This window comes from Aestuariivirga sp. (genome assembly GCF_020252405.1).
Lineage (GTDB): Bacteria > Pseudomonadota > Alphaproteobacteria > Rhizobiales > Aestuariivirgaceae > Aestuariivirga.
On record NZ_JADCDA010000002.1, the window covers coordinates 13,831 to 34,882 of the forward strand.

At 65.0% G+C, this 21,052-nt stretch carries 17 protein-coding genes and 3 pseudogenes; 19 read left to right on the top strand and 1 reads right to left on the bottom strand.

Annotated elements, in window-relative coordinates; all coding sequences use genetic code 11:
• Positions 1-11: 11 nt before the first annotated feature.
• The 4 genes and pseudogenes from carA to IOC69_RS00400 all read left to right on the top strand — a co-directional run.
• Entirely contained in the window at positions 12-1,232 is a 1,221-nt protein-coding gene (carA, locus tag IOC69_RS00385; protein WP_290541546.1) for a glutamine-hydrolyzing carbamoyl-phosphate synthase small subunit, read from the top strand.
• A complete protein-coding gene (locus tag IOC69_RS00390; protein WP_290541547.1) occupies positions 1,232-2,719 on the top strand; it encodes a carboxypeptidase M32 in 1,488 nt (495 codons plus the stop codon). The genes carA and IOC69_RS00390 overlap by 1 nt, the downstream gene beginning before the upstream one ends.
• Before the next feature lie 74 nt (positions 2,720-2,793).
• Complete coding sequence (locus IOC69_RS00395) at positions 2,794-4,092, top strand: esterase-like activity of phytase family protein (protein ID WP_290541548.1); 1,299 nt, start codon at positions 2,794-2,796, stop codon at positions 4,090-4,092.
• A gap of 98 nt (positions 4,093-4,190) precedes the next feature.
• Positions 4,191-4,457, top strand: a pseudogene (locus IOC69_RS00400) (hypothetical protein); the annotation flags it as partial.
• A 489-nt stretch (positions 4,458-4,946) separates the two neighbouring features.
• Here the strand turns inward: IOC69_RS00400 and IOC69_RS00405 are convergent.
• Positions 4,947-5,318, bottom strand: coding sequence for a hypothetical protein (locus IOC69_RS00405; RefSeq protein WP_290541549.1), 372 nt, complete (start codon positions 5,316-5,318; stop codon positions 4,947-4,949).
• A 163-nt stretch (positions 5,319-5,481) separates the two neighbouring features.
• Between IOC69_RS00405 and IOC69_RS00410 the strand changes: the two are divergent.
• The 15 genes and pseudogenes from IOC69_RS00410 to IOC69_RS00480 all read left to right on the top strand — a co-directional run.
• Positions 5,482-6,488 (top strand): annotated as a pseudogene (locus tag IOC69_RS00410) (ISAs1 family transposase); the annotation flags it as partial.
• A 266-nt stretch (positions 6,489-6,754) separates the two neighbouring features.
• Positions 6,755-7,096 (top strand): annotated as a pseudogene (gene rpsF, locus IOC69_RS00415) (30S ribosomal protein S6); the annotation flags it as partial.
• A gap of 32 nt (positions 7,097-7,128) precedes the next feature.
• Positions 7,129-7,368 (top strand): 30S ribosomal protein S18, encoded by a 240-nt coding sequence (rpsR, locus tag IOC69_RS00420; protein ID WP_290541550.1) that lies wholly within the window; start codon positions 7,129-7,131, stop codon positions 7,366-7,368.
• Positions 7,369-7,380: 12 nt separating this feature from the next.
• On the top strand, positions 7,381-7,956 hold the full coding sequence (gene rplI, locus IOC69_RS00425; protein WP_290541551.1) for a 50S ribosomal protein L9: 576 nt from the start codon (positions 7,381-7,383) through the stop codon (positions 7,954-7,956).
• Between the two features lie 465 nt (positions 7,957-8,421).
• Positions 8,422-9,684: a cyclopropane-fatty-acyl-phospholipid synthase family protein gene (locus IOC69_RS00430; RefSeq protein WP_290541552.1), complete on the top strand. Its 1,263-nt coding sequence runs from the start codon at positions 8,422-8,424 to the stop codon at positions 9,682-9,684.
• Between the two features lie 114 nt (positions 9,685-9,798).
• Positions 9,799-11,298: a replicative DNA helicase gene (locus IOC69_RS00435; protein ID WP_290541553.1), complete on the top strand. Its 1,500-nt coding sequence runs from the start codon at positions 9,799-9,801 to the stop codon at positions 11,296-11,298.
• 93 nt (positions 11,299-11,391) lie between these two features.
• On the top strand, positions 11,392-12,531 hold the full coding sequence (gene alr / locus IOC69_RS00440; protein WP_290541554.1) for an alanine racemase: 1,140 nt from the start codon (positions 11,392-11,394) through the stop codon (positions 12,529-12,531).
• Positions 12,528-13,301, top strand: a complete 774-nt coding sequence (locus IOC69_RS00445; protein WP_290541555.1) for an ABC transporter permease — start codon at positions 12,528-12,530, stop codon at positions 13,299-13,301. The genes alr and IOC69_RS00445 overlap by 4 nt, the downstream gene beginning before the upstream one ends.
• A gap of 2 nt (positions 13,302-13,303) precedes the next feature.
• Positions 13,304-14,080 carry an ATP-binding cassette domain-containing protein gene (locus tag IOC69_RS00450; RefSeq protein WP_290541556.1) on the top strand — a complete coding sequence of 259 codons (777 nt, stop codon included), beginning with the start codon at positions 13,304-13,306 and terminating at the stop codon, positions 14,078-14,080.
• A gap of 360 nt (positions 14,081-14,440) precedes the next feature.
• Positions 14,441-16,114: an amidohydrolase gene (locus IOC69_RS00455; RefSeq protein ID WP_290541557.1), complete on the top strand. Its 1,674-nt coding sequence runs from the start codon at positions 14,441-14,443 to the stop codon at positions 16,112-16,114.
• Between the two features lie 124 nt (positions 16,115-16,238).
• On the top strand, positions 16,239-17,627 hold the full coding sequence (gene radA / locus IOC69_RS00460) for a DNA repair protein RadA (protein WP_290541558.1): 1,389 nt from the start codon (positions 16,239-16,241) through the stop codon (positions 17,625-17,627).
• A gap of 167 nt (positions 17,628-17,794) precedes the next feature.
• Entirely contained in the window at positions 17,795-18,520 is a 726-nt protein-coding gene (locus IOC69_RS00465) for a CvpA family protein (RefSeq protein ID WP_290541559.1), read from the top strand.
• Complete coding sequence (purF, locus tag IOC69_RS00470; protein WP_290541560.1) at positions 18,517-19,977, top strand: amidophosphoribosyltransferase; 1,461 nt, start codon at positions 18,517-18,519, stop codon at positions 19,975-19,977. The genes IOC69_RS00465 and purF overlap by 4 nt, the downstream gene beginning before the upstream one ends.
• 6 nt (positions 19,978-19,983) lie before the next feature.
• Positions 19,984-20,715, top strand: a complete 732-nt coding sequence (locus IOC69_RS00475) for an SDR family NAD(P)-dependent oxidoreductase (RefSeq protein ID WP_290541561.1) — start codon at positions 19,984-19,986, stop codon at positions 20,713-20,715.
• Positions 20,716-20,726: 11 nt separating this feature from the next.
• A complete protein-coding gene (locus IOC69_RS00480) occupies positions 20,727-20,903 on the top strand; it encodes a hypothetical protein (RefSeq protein WP_290541562.1) in 177 nt (58 codons plus the stop codon).
• Positions 20,904-21,052 lie beyond the last annotated feature (149 nt).

Here is a 21,052-nt window from a genome sequence, read left to right on the forward strand (position 1 = left end):
GGGAGTTACCCATGCCGAGCCCCAAGAAGCCTCCCAAGGCCAGGAAACCCGCACGCCCCAAGTTCGGCGACTGGGACCAGCCCCGCGTGACGGCGCTGCTGGTGCTGGCGGACGGTACGGTGATCGAGGGCTTCGGCGTCGGCGCCGAGGGCGAGGCGGTGGGCGAAGTCTGCTTCAACACGGCGATGACAGGCTACCAGGAGGTGCTGACCGACCCCTCCTATGCCGGGCAGATCGTGACCTTCACCTTCCCGCATGTGGGCAACGTCGGCGCCAATGACGAGGATATCGAGACGGCGAACCTCGCTGCCTCCGCCGGTGTCGTCGGCTGCGTGATCAAGGCGGAGATCACCGAGCCCGCCAACTATCGCTCCGCCAGGCATTTCGACACATGGCTGAAGACGCGCGGCATCATCGGGCTTTCCGGCATCGATACGCGCGCGCTGACCGCCCGCATCCGCGAGAAGGGCATGCCCAATGGCGTGATCGCGCACAACGCCAGGGGCAAGTTCGACCTGAAGAAGCTGAGGCAGATGGCGGCCGGCTGGCCGGGCCTCGTCGGCCTCGACCTCGCGAAGGAGGTGTCCCTCACCCAGAGCATGCACTGGGACGAGATGCTGTGGGACTGGAGGGACGGCTACCGGACAGTGACGTCCGCGCCGTGGAAGGTCGTCGCCGTCGACTACGGCCTGAAGCGCAACATCCTGCGCTGCCTCGCCTCGGCGGGCTGTGACGTGACAGTGGTGCCCGCCACCACCAAGGCCGGGGATATTCTCGCCATGAAGCCGGATGGCGTGTTCCTCTCCAACGGGCCGGGCGACCCGGCGGCGACGGGCGAATATGCGGTGCCGGAGATCAGGAAGCTGGTGAGTTCCGGCAAGCCCGTTTTCGGCATCTGCCTCGGCCATCAGATGCTGGGCATCGCGCTGGGCGCCAGGACCGTGAAGATGCACCAGGGGCACCATGGCGCCAACCATCCGGTGAAGGACTTCACCACCAACAAGGTGGAGATCGTCTCGATGAACCACGGCTTCGCGGTGGACCGTGACTCGCTGCCCGCCGACGTGGTCGAAACGCATGTCTCGCTGTTCGACGGCTCCAATGCGGGGATCGCGCTGAGGGACAGGCCGGTGTTCTCCGTGCAGCATCATCCGGAGGCCTCGCCCGGGCCGCAGGACTCGCACTATCTGTTCAGGCGTTTCGTCGGTTACATGGAGAAAGCCAGGCGCTGATGTCCTTCGCCGAACTCGACCATCTTTGCCGCCGCCTTGAGGCAATCGGCCATGCCGAGGCGATGCTGGGCGTGGACGAGGCGGTCAACATGCCCGAGGGCGGGGCTGAGAACCGCGCCGAGGCAATGGGCGTGCTCGCCTCCATGGCGCATGAAATGGCCACGGCCCCGCATGTCGCCGGGTGGATCGCCAGGGCGGAGAACGAGGAGCTTGACACCGCACAGAAGGCGGCGGTGGCGGAGTTCAGGCGCGGCTACATCAACCGCACCTGCCTTTCCTCCGATTTCGTGGCCCGCCAGGTGAATGCGGCGCTCCGCTGCGAGCAGCTGTGGCGAAGCTTGCGCGCCAGGAACGACTGGAACGACTTCCTCCCTTCCTTCGAGAACATCGTGGCTCTGGCGCGGGAAGAGGCGGCGCGGCGCGCGGAGGTGCTGGGGCTCCCGCCCTATGATGCGCTGGTGGAGCAATATGACCCCGGCAGCCGCTCGGCCGAGATTGCGCGGGTCTTTGCGGACCTCAAAGGGTTCCTCAAGGACTTCATTCCGCAAGCGCTTGAGGCGCAGGCTCGGCGGCGGGCGAAGCATCCGTTGACGCCCTTCGCCGGCCCCTTCCCCATCGAGACGCAGAAGGCGCTGGGGCTGGAACTGATGAAGGCGGTGGGCTTCGATTTCCACCACGGCCGGCTCGACATCTCGCATCACCCTTTCTGCGGCGGCGTGCCGTCTGACGTGCGCATGACGACGCGCTACCAGACGGATGAGTTTCTCTCGTCCCTCATGGGCATCCTGCACGAGACCGGCCATGGGCTTTATGAGCAGAACCTGCCGCATGACCTGTCGCACTGGCCCTCGATGAAGGCGCGCGGCATGGCGATGCATGAGAGCCAGAGCCTGTTCCAGGAAATGCAGCTGTCGCGGCGCCGGGAGTTCTGGGAATTCGCGCTGCCGAAGGCGCGCGGGATCCTCGGGCTGGGGGACATCACGATCGATGATCTTCTGGCCCATGTTCACCGCGTGGAGCGCGGCTTCATCCGCGTCGATGCCGATGAGGCGACCTATCCGCTGCATGTGATCCTGCGCTTCGAAATCGAGCAGGATCTGGTGACGGGCAAACTCGCGGCGAAGGACGTTCCCGAGGCCTGGGACGCGAAGATGCGCGAATATCTGGGGCTGTCCACCGCCGGCAATTTCAGGGACGGCCCGATGCAGGACGTGCACTGGCCGTCAGGCGCCTTCGGCTATTTCCCGAGCTATACGCTGGGCGCAATGATGGCAGCCCAGCAATGGGCCGCGATGGAGCGCGCCGTGCCGGATGCGGCAGCCCGGATCGCGAAGGGCGACTTCTCGGGCATCAATGCGTGGCGCAAGGAAAACATCTGGTCCAAGGCCTCGATGCTGTCCACACCGGAGATCATGCGCCAGGCAACGGGCGAGCCGCTGAATGCCGGGTATTTCGAAGAGCACCTGAAGCGGCGGTATCTCGGCTGAGCGGGAAACGTCACACAACTGTTTTGTGGCGGACCTACGCGTCTCGGCTTAACCTTTTTGCCAAGGAGATTCCGATGCGCGCCTTCCTACTCAGCACTGTCTTCGCCCTTTCGGCCACCGCGGCCTTTGCTTCCGGCGTCACTGTTTCAGAACTCAAGCTTGATGACTTGCCGCTCGGCCAGGTGACCTATCCCGGCGGCAAGACGCTGACGCTGGTGCGCGGCATTGGCTCCGCCGCCTTCCGCGACCCCAATGATCCGGCGGGCGTGGTCTGGACGCTCACTGACCGCGGCCCCAATCTCGACTGCGAGGGCATCGAGGAACTGACGGGCCTCGGCATCGACACGCTGTGCGCCGGCGACGACAAGGCCAAGAATTTCCCCATGCCGGACTTCAACATCACCATCCAGAAGGTCGAGACCGGTGCGGACGGTACGGCCAAGGTGACCGAGACCATTTCGCTCAAGGACAAGACCGGAAAGCCGGTGGGCGGCCTGCCCTTCGCCGCCGATGGCATCAAGATGGAAGCCGCCTTTGACATGAACGGCAAGCCGCTCACCGGCGTCAACGGGCTGGACAGCGAGGCGCTGGTGCGCCTGCCGGGCGGCGGCTTCCTGATCGCCGACGAATATGCGCCCTCGATTGTCGAGGTGGCGGCGGACGGCACGCTGGTGAAGCGCCATGTTCCGGCTGGCCTCGAAACGGCGCTGGCCAATGACGGCGTCGAGGTGGTGGGCACGCTCCCCGCCATCATGGCCAAGCGCTACATCAACCGCGGCCTCGAGAACCTTGCGCTCTCGCCCGACGGCAGCACCATCTATGCGCTGATGCAGAGCCCGCTCGCCAACCCGGACAGCGATGCTTACAAGAAGAGCGCCAACACACGCCTGTGGAAGATCGACCGCGCCACCGGCAAGGTGCTGGGCGAATATATCTATGTGATGGATGACGCCGCTTCCTTCGTTGCCGACAACAAGAAGGAGCCGCAGAAGCAAAACGCCGTCCGCATGAGCGAAATGGTGGCGATCGGCAACGACAAGCTGCTGGTGGACGAGCGCATCAGCAAGACCACCAAGTTCTATGTGATCGACCTCGCCACGGCGACGCCGCTGGACGCGTCATTCGATGATGCGAAGACGGCGCCCTCGCTCGAGCAGATGAGCGCGGCGGACCTCGAGGCCAAGGGCATCAAGCCGGTGGCGAAAATGCTCGTGCTCAACTCGGACGACGTCGAGGGCATGCCCAAGAAAATCGAGGGCGTGGCGGTGATGAGCCCGACCGAGATGATCGTGTTCAACGATTCGGACTTCGGCATCGAGGGCGACGCCAACAAGGCTCTGAAGGTGACCTTCCCGGCGCCCGTCCTGCAGTAAACCCAACAAGATCGGGACTCTGGGCTCCGGCCGTTTGGCCGGGGCCGCTTCTCATGGCGCGGACGAGGGTTCGCCCCGCCGCAGAACTGCCTGTGCCACTGGAGGTGCAGCGCACCGCCAAGGTCATCGGCGCCCCGTTGGAAGCCGCCCCTGTGGTGCATGTCGAGGATGCGGGCACGCTGGCCGCCCTGCGGTCGGTCGATTTTGCCGACATCTGCATCACCTCTGCCCTGACACTCGCCGCCGATCCCGCCCCGGCCGAGGCGTTCCGCCTGCCCGAAGTGCCCGGCGTAGGCGTGGTGTTTGAACTGGCCGAAGGGCAGAAATGCCGACGCGGCTGGAAGATCCTGCCCGATGTCGGCAGCCACAAACACCCCCACACCTGCGCGAGGTGCAACGACGCGCCGGGGTAGCACAGGTGCGCGGCCACCTGGCTGACCGACAGGCCGATCAGCGGCGCAGCGCTGTGCGGCTTTGTCGGGCAGGGTCCTGTCCCACCCTGGGCCACGGCGACATCGGCATTCCAGACACTCCCGGCAGCCACAAGGCCGCAGCCATCCGCCGGGCAGTCCGGGCCGGGGTGCTGGGCTGCGCCTTCATCCCGCGCACAGTGCCGACACCGCAGGCATCCGGCAGGTCTTGGCGAGGCTCTGACACCTGCCGCGAACGGCAGCGGACCGCAGCAAAGAAGCCAGCCCGATAAGGATCGGTGGCCCGCCTGACCTGTTCACAGCGCAGCAACACGAACACGGCCCCGGAAACTCGGGCTATGGTCCCGTCTGGGGGCAGCCTGTTCCGGTCTCAGGCGACCAGAACGCGTTTGCCTGTGCCAGCTTCAGCATCAAGGCCCACATTTATTCCTTGCGGGTTCGCATCTCTATTTGGCCGCAGATGAATAAAGCCATCTTGATCGTCAGCAGCAGGAGCATCCAGCCGAAGAGACCTGTTCCGTCGGCCAGCCACCAAAGGATCGGAACCTCGAAAACGTGAATGGCAACGAAAAGGACAGATACCCAGTCCGGCAACTCTGCGTAATATGCGCGTGTCGACCGCGCCGCATTGGCGACGGTGCCGGCCGCCCAGTCAAGCGCGAAAACGGCAAGCAGCGCGCCCTGCCAACCGCCAGGGCCGCTCAACCATACAAATACGGCGGCAAGGCAGCCGATCACATACATCACGGCCAGCACGGCAGGAATCGGGTCGCGTCCGTGCAGAAGAAGCATCATCTTGTATTTCCCAGACCGATTGCGGCGTGGTAGCGGAGTTCTGCCTCGGGATCAATTGTTTCTCGTCGCGATACAAAACGTCGTTGTGAGGTTAACGGATTTCGGTCTGGGGTGGCTGGTCGTGGCTTGATCTGATTCCTGTGGTGGCGGGAGGTGAGCCGTCATGGAGCAGGTTTTTGTCAGGGATCGTCTTGCGCTGATGCTGGAGCATTTTGGGGCGGTTGGGGATCCGCGGGAGGGCTGCAAGGTCCGGTATCCGTTGCGGGAGGTGCTGTTTTTGGTCACCTGCGCCATGATCGCGGGCTGCGACGACTATGGCGAGATTGCGGACCGGGGGTGTCTTCCACCGGGATTTCCTCAAGGAATACGGAGATTTCTACTTTGGAACGCCGACGGAGGACTGGCTTCGGGTGGTACTGAACCGGATCGATCCGGCGCTGTTCGAGGCCTGTTTCGCGGCCTGGGCGCGATGCCTGCGGCCCGACGCCGCCGACCTGATCGCGCTGGATGGCAAGAGCCTGCGGCGCAGCGGCGAGACGGGTGCGCAGATCAGGCCAGTCCATCTGGTCTCGGCCTGGGCCTCGACCCGGCGCCTCGTGCTGGCGCAAGAGGCGGTCGAGGCCAAGGACAACGAATGCGCCGCCATGCTGGCGATCCTCGAACGCCTGACCCTCAGGGGCGCACCCATAACCATCGACGCGGTCGCGACCAATCCGACCATGGCCGCATCGAAACCCGCACCACCACTGTCAGCCTCGAGGCCGGATGGCTGACCGGCGACCGCCGCCACCCGGGGGAACACCGCTTCCCCGGCCTCAAAAGCCTCGTCCGCTCCACCACAGAGGTCGAACGCATGGGAAAATCTCGCGCGAAACCAGATACTTCATCTCCTCCGCCGCCCTGACGCCCGAACGCGCCGCAACGGCCGTCCGAAGCCACGTCCGAAGCCACTGGGGCATCGAGAGCCTCCATTGGGTCATGGACGTCGTCTTCAAGGAAGACCAGTCGCGGCTCAGGCGGGGCCACGGCACCACAAACATGGCCCTCGTCCGCCGCCTCGCCTTCAACATGCTCCGCGCCGGAAAGGGCAAGCGATCCATCAAGACTGCCCGAAAAGCCGCAGCTTGGAACACCGAAACCCTCAAGGCAATCCTGAATGAACCACCACGTTTACCTGGACTTGTGCCCTGGCGGCCGGAAGCCATATCTTGCATTGGCGGTGAATTTCCGCCATAAGCCGCCCCGCTGTAAGGCACCCGGCCGGGGGCTGAACGGAAGGGCCAGCCGCGAACACGCGCCTGGCCAGGGGTTGAACCCCGTCTTCCCGTGTCTCCGCTCTTTCGTCTGACCGGTCTTTCGAGCCTTTCCGAGGGTTCGAAAGAGGCTCTGCGCCGGATGGTTTGCACTGTTGAAACGTAACGAAAGGCGAAATCCATATGGCTCTCTACGAGCACGTGTTCCTGACCCGTCAGGACGCTGCGCCCGCTCAGGTCGATGCCCTGACGGACCAGTACAAGGCGCTTCTCGCCGCCAATGGCGGCAAGGTGACCAAGACCGAATATTGGGGCCTCAAGTCCCTCACCTATCGCATCAGGAAGAACCGCAAGGCGCATTACACGCTCTTCAACATCGAGGGTCCCCCGGCCGCCGTGCAGGAGATGGAGCGACAGATGTCGATCTCGGAAGATGTGATCCGCTATATGACGGTCAAGGTCGAAGCGCATGAGGAAGGCCCCTCGGCCCAGATGCGCCGCCGCGAGGACCGTGACCGCCGCGAGGACCGCAGCGATTCGAACGAGGAGAGCAACTGATGTCCGCTCCGCAAGCCCGCAGGCCTTTCTTCCGCCGCAAGAAGAGCTGCCCCTTCACCGGCGAGAACGCGCCCAGGATCGACTACAAGGACGTGCGCCTGTTGCAGCGCTATGTCTCCGAGCGCGGCAAGATCGTGCCGAGCCGCATCACCGCGGTGTGCGCCAAGAAGCAGCGTGAGCTGGCCCGGGCCATCAAGCGCTCGCGCTTCCTGGGCCTGCTGCCCTATGTGCTCAAGTAAGGAGTAGCCCAGATGGACGTCATTCTTCTCGAGCGCGTCGCCAAGCTCGGCCACATGGGCGAAGTGGTGAAGGTCAAGGACGGCTTTGCCCGTAACTTCCTTCTCCGCCAGGGCAAGGCGCTGCGCGCCACCGAGGCCAACAGGGCCAAGTTCGAGCGCGAGCGCGCGGCCCTTGAGGCCCGCAACGCCGAACGCCGCGCCGCCGCCGGCGAGGAAGCCAAGGCGCTGGACGGCAAGACCTTCACGCTGATCCGCCAGGCCGGCGAATCGGGCCAGCTTTATGGCTCCGTGTCGCCGCGTGACATCGTCGACGCTGCGGCCGCCGTGGGCGTCAAGGTCGACCGTGGCCACGTGATGCTGACCAACCCGATCAAGACCATCGGCCTCCACGAGGTCGTCGTGTCGCCGCATCCGGAAGTCGAGGTCAAGGTGACGGTGAACGTCGCCCGCTCGCCCGAGGAAGCCGCAGCCCAGGCACGCGGCGAGGACCTTACCGGCCCGACCTCGGACCGCGCGGAAATCCGCGCCGCCGCCGAGGCCCTGTTCGAGGAAGCCCAGGCCGAGGCCGCCCGGGAAGACAACGCCTGAGCTCCCCGTCATCGGGATCGACCGGGGCCGCCCTTCGAGGCGGCCCCTTTCGTTTTGTCCATATCCCCTTGTGCGCGGCGGACCACGAAAATGCTTTCGGTTCAGCCTCAATCACCTATGGATGCGCAATCGGGGGAACGCCGTGATTGAAGCACCGAGGTCACGCATCGCGCTGGCGCCATGCCGGTTGCGTTCCCCTTGCCGTGTGCCACGGGCTTGCTGGCAGTCCCGTTCCCCGGACGGCTGGACTGCCGCAGCGAGGTGCGGACACCGGAACATCCGGCCACGTTCCGGACCAGACACTCTTGCGTTCCCGAAGAGATGCCTTAACCGGCGTTAACCTTGGCCAAACCAGCCTCTTGCGCAGGCCTCCAAGCTGACATTAATGTTTTGTTAACAACAAAGACCCCTGGGGGAGATGCCGGACGACGCTTCCATTGCGGAAGGGGTAAGGAGCGCAGGACCATGTACGCACTTCTGGATCGGGCACTGAAAACGGTCGTCGAAAAAGGCACGCTGCGGGTGACCGGGCCCGACGGCAAGCTGCATGACTACGGCGATGGCACAGGTACACCGGTCAACATCTCGATCAGGACGCCGCTCGCCGCCGCCAAGATCGCTGCCGACGCAGACCTCTATCTCGGCGAATGCTACATGGACGGCACGCTCGACGTTTCGGGCGACTCCACCATCTATGACGCTCTGGCGATCCTCATCGGCAATGCCCAGGCGCACAAGATGCCGAAGATCGCCAGGGCCGCGAACGCCGTGCGCATCGCCATGAAGCGCATCGACCAATACAACCCCGTCGGCAAGGCGAAGAACAACGTCGCGCATCACTACGATCTCTCCGGCGCGCTCTACGATCTCTTCCTCGACCGCGACCGGCAATATTCCTGCGCCTATTTCGAAACCGATGACGGATCGCTGGACGATGCGCAGCTGGCCAAGAAGCGCCATCTGGCGGCCAAGCTCGCGGTCAAGCCCGGCATGAAGGTTCTCGACATCGGCTCCGGCTGGGGCGGCCTTGGCCTCTACCTCGCCGAAATCTGCGGCGCAGAGGTCACCGGCGTCACCCTGTCGGAAGAGCAGCACAAGCTGTCGAACGAGCGCGCCAGGCAGCGCGGCGTCGCCGGCCGCGTGAAGTTCCACCTGAAGGATTACCGCGACCTTGACACCAGGTTCGACCGTATCGTGTCGGTGGGCATGTTCGAGCATGTGGGTGTTGGCCACTTCCGGGAGTTCTTCACGAAGATGAACTCGCTCCTCGCGGATGATGGCGTGGCGGTGCTGCATTCGATCAACCGCTCGGCGGGACCCGACGCAACGTCGGCCTGGATCAAGAAATACATCTTCCCCGGCGGCTACATCCCTGCCCTTTCCGAAGTGCTGCCGCATATCGAGAAGTCCGGCCTTTACGTCAGCGACATCGAAATCCTGCGGCTGCACTATGCCAGGACATTGCGCGAGTGGTCCCGGCGCTTCGCCGGCCACCGCGGGCGCGCGGGAGAACTCTATGACGAGCGCTTCTGCCGTATGTGGGAGTTTTATCTCGCGGCCTCCGAAATCGCATTCCGCTACATGGGCATGAACAATTTCCAGATCCAGTTCGTGAAAAACCAGAACGCCCTGCCGCTCACCCGCAGCTATATGTTCGCGGAAGAAGAACGCCTGCGCCAGATCGATTCGAAGCTGCCGCGTTTCAAGTCGGTGCTGCCGGCCGAGTGAGCACGGGGGGTGCCTCGCCCTTCCATTTCCTGCGTTCCGCTCCGTCGTTGTGGATAGCGGGCATAAGGCGCACAAAAGCGCCGCAAATCTTCTCCATTTGCCTACGGTCGCCCCATGATTCAGAATCCCGCCCTCCGCGCCATCGAGCCCGCTCCGGACGACGGGAGCTATCGTAGCCCGCCCCACAATATCGAGGCGGAACAGGCGCTGCTGGGCGCCATACTCGTCAACAACGAGGCGGCCGACAAGGTCTCGGCGTTCCTCGCTCCGGAGCATTTCTTCGAACCGCTGCACGCGCGCATCTACGAGGCGGCCACGACGCTGATCAGGATCGGCAAGCTGGCGAGCCCCGTCACGCTCAAGACCCATTTCGAGAATGACGCGACGCTGAAGGAGATCGGCGGCACGGCCTATCTCGCGCGCCTCGCGGCGAGCGCCACCACCATCATCAATGCGGAGGAATATGGCCGCACCATCTACGAACTGGCGCAGCGGCGGAAGCTCATCGGCGTCGGCACCGATCTCGTCAACGAGGCCTTCGACCCCGGCATCGAGGACACCTCGCGCGAACTGATCGAGCGCGCCGAGCAGACGCTCTATTCGCTGGCGGAGACGGGCAAATACGGCCAGGGCTTCCAGCCCTTCGCGCGGGCCCTCACCGACGCGGTGGACATGGCGGCGAGCGCCTATCAGCGTGACGGCGGCCTGTCCGGCATTTCCACGGGCCTCAGGGACCTCGACGAGAAGATGGGCGGCCTGCAGGCCTCGGACCTCATCATCATCGCCGGGCGGCCCGCCATGGGCAAGACCTCGCTTGCCACCAACATCGCCTACAACATCGCCAGGGCCTATAAGGCCGAGCACAATGCCGATGGTTCGGTGAAGGTGACGGATGGCGGCGTGGCCGCCTTCTTCTCGCTCGAAATGTCGGCCGAGCAGCTGGCCACCCGCATCATCTCCGAGCAGGCCATGATCCCGTCGGAGCGCATCCGCCGCGGCAAGATCGACGCGGACGAGTTCGCCAGGATCGTCGAGGTGACGCGCGAGATGCAGTCGCTGCCGCTCTATATCGACGCCACCGGCGGCATCACCATCGCGCAGGTGGCGGCGCGCGCCCGCCGCCTGAAGCGCCAGCGCGGGCTGGGCGTGCTGGTCATCGACTATTTGCAGCTGCTGTCGGGCTCCTCGCGCCGCGCTTCGGAGGGCCGCGTGCAGGAAGTCTCCGAAATCACCGTGGGCCTCAAGGCCCTCGCCAAGGAATTATCCGTTCCCGTCATCGCCCTCTCGCAGCTCTCCCGCCAGGTCGAGAACCGCGACGACAAGCGGCCGCAGCTCGCGGACCTGCGCGAGTCAGGCTCGATCGAGCAGGATGCCGACGTGGTGCTGTTCGTCTATCGCGAGGAATATTATCTTGCCCGCAAGGAGCCCCGCCCCAATACGCAGGAGTATTTCGAATGGCAGGAGCAGATGAACCGCGTGAACGGCGTGGCCGAGGTCATCATCGGCAAGCAGCGCCACGGCCCCACCGGCACCGTCGAACTGCAGTTCGAGGCGAGCCTCACCAAGTTCCAGAACCTGGTGCGCGCCGACTATCTGCCGGAGCGCTTCGAATAGCAACGCGCGCCGCCTGGCGCATGTTGCGATCAGGTGATTCCATCCGGTCGGAACATGCGCTAAGCCAGTCGCCGAAAGGACCTGGCCCGCAAGATGACCCCCACCCCAGAGGACCTCGCCGGCGCGGTGCTGACCATTGACCTGGTGGCGCTGAAGGACAATTGGCGGCGGCTTAACGCATTGGCCGGAAAGGCGGAATGCGGCGCCGCGGTGAAGGGCAACGCCTATGGGCTGGGCATCGCACCCGTGGCAAAGGCGTTGTGGGAGGCCGGCTGCCGCTCCTTCTTCGTGGCGCGGCCCAAGGAGGGCGAGGAGCTGCGCGGGCTTCTGCCCGAGGCCACCATCTATATCCTCGACGGATTGTTTCCCGGGCAAGCCGAATTCTATGCCAAACTGGCTCTCCGTCCGGCCCTGATTTCCATCGAGGAAGCGCGGGAATGGGCAGCGTTTGGAAGGGTTTACGGACGGAAACTGCCCTGCGCCATCCATGTCGATACCGGCATCAACCGGCTTGGGTTTTCGCCGGCCGAATTCGATGGCCTGCGCGACGACCGCGTCACCATGGAGGGGCTGAACGTCACGCTGCTGATGAGTCATCTGGCCTGCGCCGACGAGCCCTCCCATCCGCTGAACCGGCGCCAGAGCGAGGCCTTTGCGGCGGTGAGAGCCAGGCTGCCGGGTGTTGCGGCGAGCCTCGCCAACTCCAGCGGCATATTCCTCGGCGAAAGTTTCACCCATGACCTGGTGCGTCCGGGCATTGCGCTCTACGGCGGAAATCCGACGCGGAATGTTGCGAATCCGATGCTGCCCGTTGCCATTCTGGAAGGTGCCGTCATGCAACTGCGCGACGTTGCCCCCGCAAGCACGGTTGGCTACGGCGCCACGTGGACAGCCGGCCGCCCGGCCCGCATCGCCATCCTCGGCGCGGGCTATAAGGATGGCGTGCCCCGGGCGCTGTCCTCGACGCAGCCCAACGGGCCAGCCCAGGTTTTCATCAATGGCCGGCGCTGCCCGGTTGTCGGGCGGATCTCCATGGACATGATGGGGATCGACGTCACCGCCCTGCCCGAGGGTTCGGTGAAGCGCGGCGCCAGGGCCGAAATCCTGGGCCGCCATATCGGCATCGACGAGGCCGCCGGCTGGGCGGGCACCATTGCCTATGAGTTGCTGACGAGGCTGGGCAGCCGCTATGCAAGGCTTTACACCGGACTCGAATCGGACTCCCGCGCTTGAACCTTTTCGCCCATATCGGCCGCGCCACGCTGGCCATGCTCACCGAGATCGGGCGCGTCGCCATGTTTCTCAAGGACGCGCTGCTGCAGGGGCTCACCCCGAAGATTTTCCCGCGCCAGATCATCGGGCAGATGGTGCACATCGGCTACTTCTCGCTGCCCGTCGTCGGCCTCACCGCCTTTTTCACCGGCGGCGCGCTGGCGCTGCAGATTTACCTCGGCTCCTCGCGCTTCAATGCGGAAAGCCTGGTGGCGTCGATCGTGGCGCTCGGCATCACGCGCGAACTGGGGCCGGTTCTCGCGGGCCTCATGGTGGCGGGCCGCGTGGGCGCCTCGATCGCCGCGGAACTCGGCACCATGCGGGTGACCGAGCAGATCGACGCGCTGGTGACGCTGGCCACCAACCCGTTCAAATATCTCGTGGGCCCGCGCATCATCGCCGCGGTGGTGACGCTGCCCATGCTCGTCGGCATCGCCGACATCATCGGCATCATGGGCGGCTACATCGTCGGCACGCGCTCGCTCGGTCTCAATGGCTTTGCCTATATCCGCAACACGGCGGATTTCCTGGAGTTCAACGACGTGTCCTCCGGCCTCATCAAGGCCGCCGTCTTCGGCTTCATCATCGCGGTGATGGGCTGCTACCACGGCTTCAACTCCAGCGGTGGGGCACAAGGCGTGGGCCGCGCCACGACGAATGCGGTGGTGTCCTCGGCGATCCTGATCCTCGCCGCCAACTTCGCCCTCACCACGCTGCTCTTCGCGGATTGACGATGGCCGGGGCGGGATACATCGAACTGACAGGCGTGAGGAAGAGCTTCGGGGCGAAGCATGTGCTGAACGGCGTGACGCTGTCCGTGCCCAAGGGTCATTCGCTGGTGGTCATCGGCGGCTCCGGCACCGGCAAGTCGGTGATGCTGAAGTGCATCCTCGGCCTGCTGCATCCGGATTCGGGCTCGATCCGCATCGCGGGCGAGGAGGTCGTTGGCCTTCGGGGCAGCGCGCGCGACGAATATCTGGCGCGCTTCGGCATGCTGTTCCAGGGAGCAGCCTTGTTCGACTCCCTCTCCGTCTGGGAAAACGTGGCCTTCGGGCTGATCCAGGGTCGCCATATGGCGCGCTCACGGGCCCGCGACATCGCCATCGAGAAACTGGGTCAGGTGGGGCTCACACCGGAAGTCGGCAATCTCCATCCGGCGGAGCTTTCAGGGGGCATGCAGAAGCGCGTGGGCCTCGCCCGCGCCATCGCCGCGGACCCCGAGATCATCTTCTTCGACGAACCGACCACGGGCCTCGACCCGATCATGGCTGACGTCATCAACAATCTGATCGTCGACTGCGTGAAAAGGCTGGGCGCAACCACCGTGTCGATCACCCATGACATGGCGTCCGCCCGCAAGATCGCCGATGACATCGCCATGATCTTCAAGGGCGAGATCGTCTGGCAGGGACCCGCCAAGACCATCGACAACAGCGGCAACGCTTACGTCGACCAGTTCATTCACGGCCGCGCCGAAGGGCCGATCCAGATGGATGTGCTGAAGCCGTAGAGCACGTTCCGCAAGAGCGGCACCCGCTTATGCGACAAGATCATGCTCAGGCTTTTGATCTGGCGCATGTTCCGGTCAGGCCATTCCACCTGACCGGAAGATGCGCCGGGAGCCTGCGGACCCTAACGAAAAAGGCCGCCAGTGCTGGCGGCCTTTCCGTGAGATGCGCCGGAAGGCGGTCTCGAACCCGTAGCGTCAGCTCCGCTTGCCCGCGGAGGCAACGATCCGGCTCGCCGGCACAGTGAACTCACTCGACATCGGATCACCTCCTTTCGCTGTTGACGATAGAATGGAGAGTGGGGGCTTGCCGCCCGTTCGTCAAGCGGGCATTTTCGCGGCGCAGATCAAAGGACCCCCCGCATGACCGCCGCCGACATTCTGATCACCAATGCACATGTGCTGACAATGGACCCTGCACGCCCCCGCGCCGAGGCGGTGGCCATTGCCGGGAACCGCATCATCCGCGTGGGCTCGCATGACGACGTGGCGGGACTGAAGGCAAAGCACACGCGCGTGATCGATGCGGCCCAAAAGACTGTGATGCCCGGCATCATCGAGGGCCATGTGCATCTGTTCGGCGGGGCCGTCGAACTCGAAACACTGATTCTGAACGGCATGACCGGCTTCGCTACGGTGGCCGACGCCGTCGCCCGCTTCCGCAGGCAGCGCCCGGGCGAGCCCGTGCTGCTCGCCACAGGCATTGCGCATGAGGCCTTTGGCGAGCCGATCACCCGGCAGATGCTCGACCGCATGGTCCCGGACATTCCCTTCATCATGGGCTGCTTCGACCACCACACCATGTGGGCCAACACCAGGGCGCTGGAGGCGGCAGGCATCATGAATGGCCGCGATCTGCCTGTCGGCAACGAGATCGTGCTCGACCACAATGGCATCGCCACGGGCGAACTGCGCGAGCCTGCGGCCTACATGCCGGTGCAGGCGCTGACCCCGACGGGCGGGCGCGAATGGCTGGGGATGACGACGGGCGAGAACCCCAACCCGCCGGCGACGGCGGCGCAGCGCGAGCTCGACATCGGCTTCTTCAAAAAGGGCATTGCGCATGCGGCGTCCCTCGGCATCACCTCGATGCACAACATGGACGGCAACTGGTATCAGCTGGAGCTGCTGCAGGCGCTGCTCGACCGCGGTGAGATGCTGGCGCGCGTCGAAATTCCCTTCCACCAGAAGAACACCTTCGAAATCGCGCGCGTCGAGGAGGCGGCCGACATGCGCGCCAAATATGGCCGCACGCGGCCGGGTGGCGAGATGCTGCATTGCGACCGCGTGAAGGTGTTCATCGACGGCGTGCTCGAGACCTATACCGCGCTGATGCTGGAAGGCTACCCGGATCAGCCGGAGAATATGGGAGCGCCGCTGTTCACCGCGGAGGAGATGAACGAGATCGTGCGCCGCGCCGACCGGCACGGCCTGCAGGTGGCGACCCATGCCATCGGCGATGGCGGCGTCAGGCGCACGCTCGATGCCTATGAGAATGCAATCAGGACGAATGGCAAGCGCTCCTCGCGGCACCGCATCGAGCATATCGAGATGATCGACCCTGCCGACATTCCACGCCTGAAGGAGCTGGGCGTCATCGCCTCGCTGCAGCCCATCGCCGGCGTGGGTGTTCCCGGATCGCCGCATGAACCCATTCTCTCCCGCGTGGGAAGCAAGCTGCCGTGGTCCTATGCCTGGCAGACGCTGCGCGACTCAGGCGCCGTGATCGCCTTTTCCTCCGACTGGCCGGTTGCTCCCTTAAGCCCCTTCCTTGGCATGCAGGCGGCGATGACGGCCGCACCGTTAAGCCCCGACTGCCCGCCGCAGGCGCAGACTCTGATGGACACGCTGCACAGCTTCACCGCCGCCGGCGCCTACATGGAATTCATGGAGGACAGGAAGGGCACGCTGAAGGAAAATTATCTCGCCGACGTGGTGGTGCTCGATTCCGATATGGAGAAGACGCCAAAGGACCAGGTTGCCAATGTGCGGCCGGTCACAACGATCTGCGATGGGCGGGTGAGTTTCGAGGCGTGAGGCCCGTTTGAGCCTCCGCTCCGCTCGATACCTGCGGCTGCCGCCGCTCCGGAACCAACGGTGTCGGTCGGCCAGGTGGAAATCGCCCCCTTTCCGTTCCAGAAACGTTCCGGTATGACAGGGCATGGCCAAGTCCTCCCAATTCGTCTGCCAATCTTGCGGTTCCGCCTCTTCCAAATGGTCCGGCCGCTGTGACAATTGCGGCGCGTGGAACTCCATCGTCGAGGAGCAGGCCTCTGCCCCGCTCTCCGGCGCCAAGGGGGCGAGCCTGCCCAGGGGGCGGGCATCAAGGCTTGTGGGGCTGCGCGGCGAGTCTCCCGCACCGCCGCGCATCATCACCGGCATTGCCGAACTGGACCGCGTGGCGGGCGGCGGCTTCGTGCCGGGCTCGGGCGTGCTGATCGGCGGCGACCCCGGAATCGGCAAGTCCACCCTGCTGCTGCAGGCGCTGGCAGCACTGGCGCGCAAGGGCGAGCGGGTGGTCTATATTTCCGGCGAAGAGGCGATTGCCCAGGTGCGGCTCAGGGCCCAGCGGCTGGGCCTCGACGATGCCCCGGTGCTGCTGGCGACCGAGACCAATGTCTCCGACATTTTGGCCACACTGTCGGAGGAGAAGCCCCCGTCCATTGCAGTCATCGATTCGATCCAGACCCTCTGGGCGCCCTCGATCGAGGCGGCACCCGGCACGGTCTCCCAGCTCAAGGCCGGTTCCGAGGCGCTGATCCGCTTTGCCAAGCAGAAGGGCACCGCCGTGCTGCTGGTGGGCCACGTGACCAAGGACGGGCAGATCGCCGGACCCAAGGTGGTGGAGCACATGGTGGATGCCGTGCTCTATTTCGAGGGCGACCGCGGGCACCAATACCGCATTCTGCGTGCCGTGAAGAACCGCTTTGGGCCCACCGACGAGATCGGCGTATTCGAAATGTCGGACGGCGGGCTGGCCGAAGTCAGCAATCCGTCGCGCCTGTTCATGGGCTCCGGCGAGCGCCCGGCGCCGGGCACCGCGGTCTTCGCGGGCATGGAGGGGACGCGTCCCTTGCTCATCGAGGTGCAGGCGCTGGTTTCGCCCTCGCCGCTCGGCACGCCGCGGCGGACGGCGGTCGGCTGGGATTCGAACCGGCTGGCCATGATCCTGGCCGTGCTGGAGGCGCGTGCGGGCGTGCAGATCGGGCAGAACGACGTTTACCTCAACGTCGCCGGCGGGCTTAAGGTGCGCGAACCCGCGGCCGACCTCGCGGTTGCGGCGGCGCTGCTCTCCTCCCTCACCGGCACGGTGATCCCGCCCGGCACGGCGGTGTTCGGCGAAATTGCGCTGTCCGGCGCCATTCGTCCGGTGGGCCAGACCGACGCCCGCCTCAAGGAAGCCCAGAAGCTGGGCTTGAGGGAGGCCATCGTCGCCGCCACCGCGGAGCAAGTGGGCATGAAGGATCTGAAGGTGAGGGGCCTCGAGACGATCATGGACCTCGTGGCCTGGTCGGCCGCGCAGGACCGCGGACAACAGAGAATCGCCTAAAGCATTTTCAGGTCAAGTGGACACCGGTTGACCGTCGAAAATGCGACCAGACAAAAAGACAGAGCAGGTTTCGATTCCGCCAGAACGGAACATGCGCTAGGCTCAGGCGGAAATTCTTTCTATATGAATGCCGAAACCGGGTCGCCGTACCCCTCCAGGACCACGAGATGCCACTGACGCTCCTCGATTTCATCCTCATCGCCATCATGCTCGTTTCCGGCCTTCTCGCACTGATGCGTGGCTTCACCCGCGAGGTGCTGTCGCTGGTCGCCTGGGGTGCGGCGGCGGTGGCTGCCTATTTCGCCATCAAGCAGCCTGGCCTTGTGAGCTGGGTTCAGGCCAGCGTGCCCTATCTCGAGAAGGAGAACCTCGCCCAGATTGCCGTGGGAGCCTCGGCCTTCCTGATCGTGCTGATCGTCGTCTCCGTCATCAGCGTCAAGATATCGGACTGGGTGGTCGATTCGGCGGCCGGCGCCTTCGACCGCACGCTGGGCCTTGTGTTCGGCGTGGCGCGGGGTTTCATATTCGTCGCCATCGCCTATCTCTTTTATGGCTGGCTTCAGCCCTTCGACAGGCAGGAAAGCTGGGTCCGGAACGCCTATTCGCTGCCGATGATCAAGTCGGCCGGCGAGGGTCTGCTCGCTTTTATGCCGCCCGATATTGTGGACACGATCAACGACACGGCCCTTGCCACCGGCGGCGACAAGACCCCGGCCCCCGACGATGCCGCGCAGACCGACCCCGGCTACAAGAGCAACGACAGCCAGCAGCTGGACAATCTGATGGAAAGCACGGGTGGCGGCAACAGCCCGATGCCGCCTGCCAGCCAGGACACCACCGGCAACACCCGGCAACCGCCGCAAGCGCCGGGCGGACAGGACAACAGCCAATGAGCATGGACATCGATTCCGGGCTCAACGCCGACCGGCTGCGCGAGGAGTGCGGCGTGTTCGGCATCTATGGCCATCCGGACGCAGCGGCGCTGACGGCTCTCGGCCTGCACGCCCTGCAACACCGCGGCCAGGAGGCGGCGGGCATCGTGTCTTTCGACGGCGGGCGATTCCAGACCGAGCGCCGCCTCGGCCTCGTCGGCGACCATTTCTCCTCCGAGAAGGTGATCGGCCGCCTGCAGGGTTCATCCGCGCTGGGTCATGTGCGCTATTCGACGACGGGCGAAACCATCCTGCGCAACGTGCAGCCGCTGTTCGCCGAACTCGCCGCCGGCGGCTTCGCCGTCGCGCACAACGGCAACCTCACCAATGGCCTGACGCTGCGCCGCGAACTCATCGCGCAGGGCGCCATCTGTCAATCGACGTCGGACACCGAGGTGATCCTGCATCTGGTGGCGCGCTCGCAGAAGAGCCGCATGGTCGAGCGCTACATCGACGCGCTTCGGGCGCTCGAAGGCGCTTATGCGCTGGTGGCGCTCACCAACAAGAAGCTGATCGGCGCGCGCGACCCCAACGGCATCCGCCCGCTCATCCTCGGCGAGCTCAATGGCACCCATATCCTGTGCTCGGAAACCTGCGCGCTCGACATCATCGGCGCCAAATACATCCGCGAAATCGAGAACGGCGAGGTGGTGGTGATCACGGACGGCGGCATCGAAAGCCTCAGGCCGTTCCCCAGGACCCCCGCCCGGCCCTGCATCTTCGAATACATCTATTTCTCGCGCCCTGACTCCATTCTGGGCGGGCGGTCGATCTATGATGTGCGCAAGGCCATGGGCCGCGAACTCGCCAGGGAATCCGCCATCGCGGCGGACGTGATCGTGCCGGTCCCCGATTCCGGCGTTCCCGCCGCCATCGGCTATGCGCGGGAGACGGGCATTCCCTTCGAGCTCGGCATCATCCGCAACCACTATGTGGGCCGCACCTTCATCGAGCCCACGCAAACGATCCGCTCGCTCGGCGTGAAGCTGAAGCACAACGCCAACCGCGCCGTCGTCGAGGGCAAGCGCGTGGTGCTGGTGGATGACTCGATCGTGCGCGGCACGACCTCCGTGAAGATCGTGCGCATGATGTATGAGGCGGGTGCGAGGGAGGTGCACATGCGCATCTCGAGCCCGCCCATCAAGCACCCGGACTTCTATGGCATCGACACGCCGGAGCAGAAGTCGCTCCTGGCGGCCACCCGCACGCTGGAGGAAATGCGCCAGTATATCGGCGTCGACTCTCTGGCCTTCCTGTCGGTCGATGGCGTCTACCGGGCGGTGGGCTACCCCGGCCGCGACAACGCGCGCCCGCAGTTCACCGACCACTGCTTCACCGGCGATTATCCCACGCACCTCACCGACCTCGCGGGGGAAACCGGAAAGCAGCAGCTGTCACTGCTGGCGGAAGCGGGCTGATTTCACATGGCGCGCAAGCTTGAAGGACGCATCGCCCTCGTGACGGGCGCCTCGCGCGGGCTCGGGCGTTCGGCGGCAATCGCCCTGGCGAAGGAGGGCGCGCATATCATCGCCACGGCGCGCACCGAGGGCGGGCTCACCGAACTCGACGACGAGATCAAGAAGTCCGGCGGCGCTGCCACGCTGGCCCCCGTCGATATCAGGGATTTCGCCGCCATCGACCGCCTGGGCGCCGCGATCTTCGAGCGCTGGAGGAAGCTCGACATCCTGATCGGCAATGCCGGCGTGCTGGGCAAGCTGACGCCCGTGGCGCATGCGGAGCCCAAAATGTGGGACGAGGTGATGGCGGTGAACGTCACCGCCAATTACCGCCTCATCCGCTCCATGGACCCGCTGCTGCGCCAGTCGGACGCCGGGCGCGCCGTGTTCGTGACGTCGGGCCTCGCCCACAAGTGCTGGGCCTATTGGGGCCCCTACGCGATCTCCAAAGCCGCCCTCGAGGCGATGGTGAAGACCTATGCGGCCGAGATCGCCACCAGCGCAATCCGCGCCAACTGCTTCAGCCCCGGCGCCACGCGCACGCATATGCGCGCCTCCGCCATGCCGGGCGAGGACCCTATGAGCCTGCCTCACCCTGACGAGGTGGCGGCCCAGATCGTGCCGATGTGCGAGCCCTCCTTCAGCGGCAATGGCGGGGTTTGGAAATACGCGCCCGAGGGCCTGTTCAAGCAAATCTGAGAGGTGACGTGATGAGCGGCAGCCAGGCGATCGCGTGGCTCGCCAATCACCTGAACGGCCATGGCGTGGGGCCGCAGGAAGGCGGGACCGTCACCACGGGAGTGATCACGGTGTTATTCTCGGCGGGGCTGGGCGACGACATCGCGGTGCGCTTCGAGCATCTGGGCGATGTGACGGTGACGTTCTGAGATGATTGTGAGTTGAGATGGTATTCACCTGACAGTCTGGCCCGCTGGCAGGGCGCGCGGACCGCAAGAGTCAAGCGCGCCCGGACCGGTGTGGCCATGCCGCTCCGATGTGGGTTTAGGATGGAGTTGCGACTTCAACCCTGAACCTC

Excerpts from the sequence above, each read along its gene's own strand:
- IOC69_RS00465 (WP_290541559.1), top strand. The coding sequence starts at position 17,795 with ATGCCACTGACGCTCCTCGATTTCATCCTCATCGCCATCATGCTCGTT.
- IOC69_RS00395 (WP_290541548.1), top strand. The coding sequence starts at position 2,794 with ATGCGCGCCTTCCTACTCAGCACTGTCTTCGCCCTTTCGGCCACCGCG.
- IOC69_RS00480 (WP_290541562.1), top strand. The coding sequence starts at position 20,727 with ATGAGCGGCAGCCAGGCGATCGCGTGGCTCGCCAATCACCTGAACGGC.
- IOC69_RS00430 (WP_290541552.1), top strand. The coding sequence starts at position 8,422 with ATGTACGCACTTCTGGATCGGGCACTGAAAACGGTCGTCGAAAAAGGC.
- rplI (WP_290541551.1), top strand. The coding sequence starts at position 7,381 with ATGGACGTCATTCTTCTCGAGCGCGTCGCCAAGCTCGGCCACATGGGC.
- IOC69_RS00455 (WP_290541557.1), top strand. The coding sequence starts at position 14,441 with ATGACCGCCGCCGACATTCTGATCACCAATGCACATGTGCTGACAATG.
- carA (WP_290541546.1), top strand. The coding sequence starts at position 12 with ATGCCGAGCCCCAAGAAGCCTCCCAAGGCCAGGAAACCCGCACGCCCC.
- alr (WP_290541554.1), top strand. The coding sequence starts at position 11,392 with ATGACCCCCACCCCAGAGGACCTCGCCGGCGCGGTGCTGACCATTGAC.
- purF (WP_290541560.1), top strand. The coding sequence starts at position 18,517 with ATGAGCATGGACATCGATTCCGGGCTCAACGCCGACCGGCTGCGCGAG.
- IOC69_RS00405 (WP_290541549.1), bottom strand. The coding sequence starts at position 5,318 with ATGATGCTTCTTCTGCACGGACGCGACCCGATTCCTGCCGTGCTGGCC.
- rpsR (WP_290541550.1), top strand. The coding sequence starts at position 7,129 with ATGTCCGCTCCGCAAGCCCGCAGGCCTTTCTTCCGCCGCAAGAAGAGC.
- IOC69_RS00450 (WP_290541556.1), top strand. The coding sequence starts at position 13,304 with ATGGCCGGGGCGGGATACATCGAACTGACAGGCGTGAGGAAGAGCTTC.
- radA (WP_290541558.1), top strand. The coding sequence starts at position 16,239 with ATGGCCAAGTCCTCCCAATTCGTCTGCCAATCTTGCGGTTCCGCCTCT.
- IOC69_RS00390 (WP_290541547.1), top strand. The coding sequence starts at position 1,232 with ATGTCCTTCGCCGAACTCGACCATCTTTGCCGCCGCCTTGAGGCAATC.
- IOC69_RS00475 (WP_290541561.1), top strand. The coding sequence starts at position 19,984 with ATGGCGCGCAAGCTTGAAGGACGCATCGCCCTCGTGACGGGCGCCTCG.
- IOC69_RS00435 (WP_290541553.1), top strand. The coding sequence starts at position 9,799 with ATGATTCAGAATCCCGCCCTCCGCGCCATCGAGCCCGCTCCGGACGAC.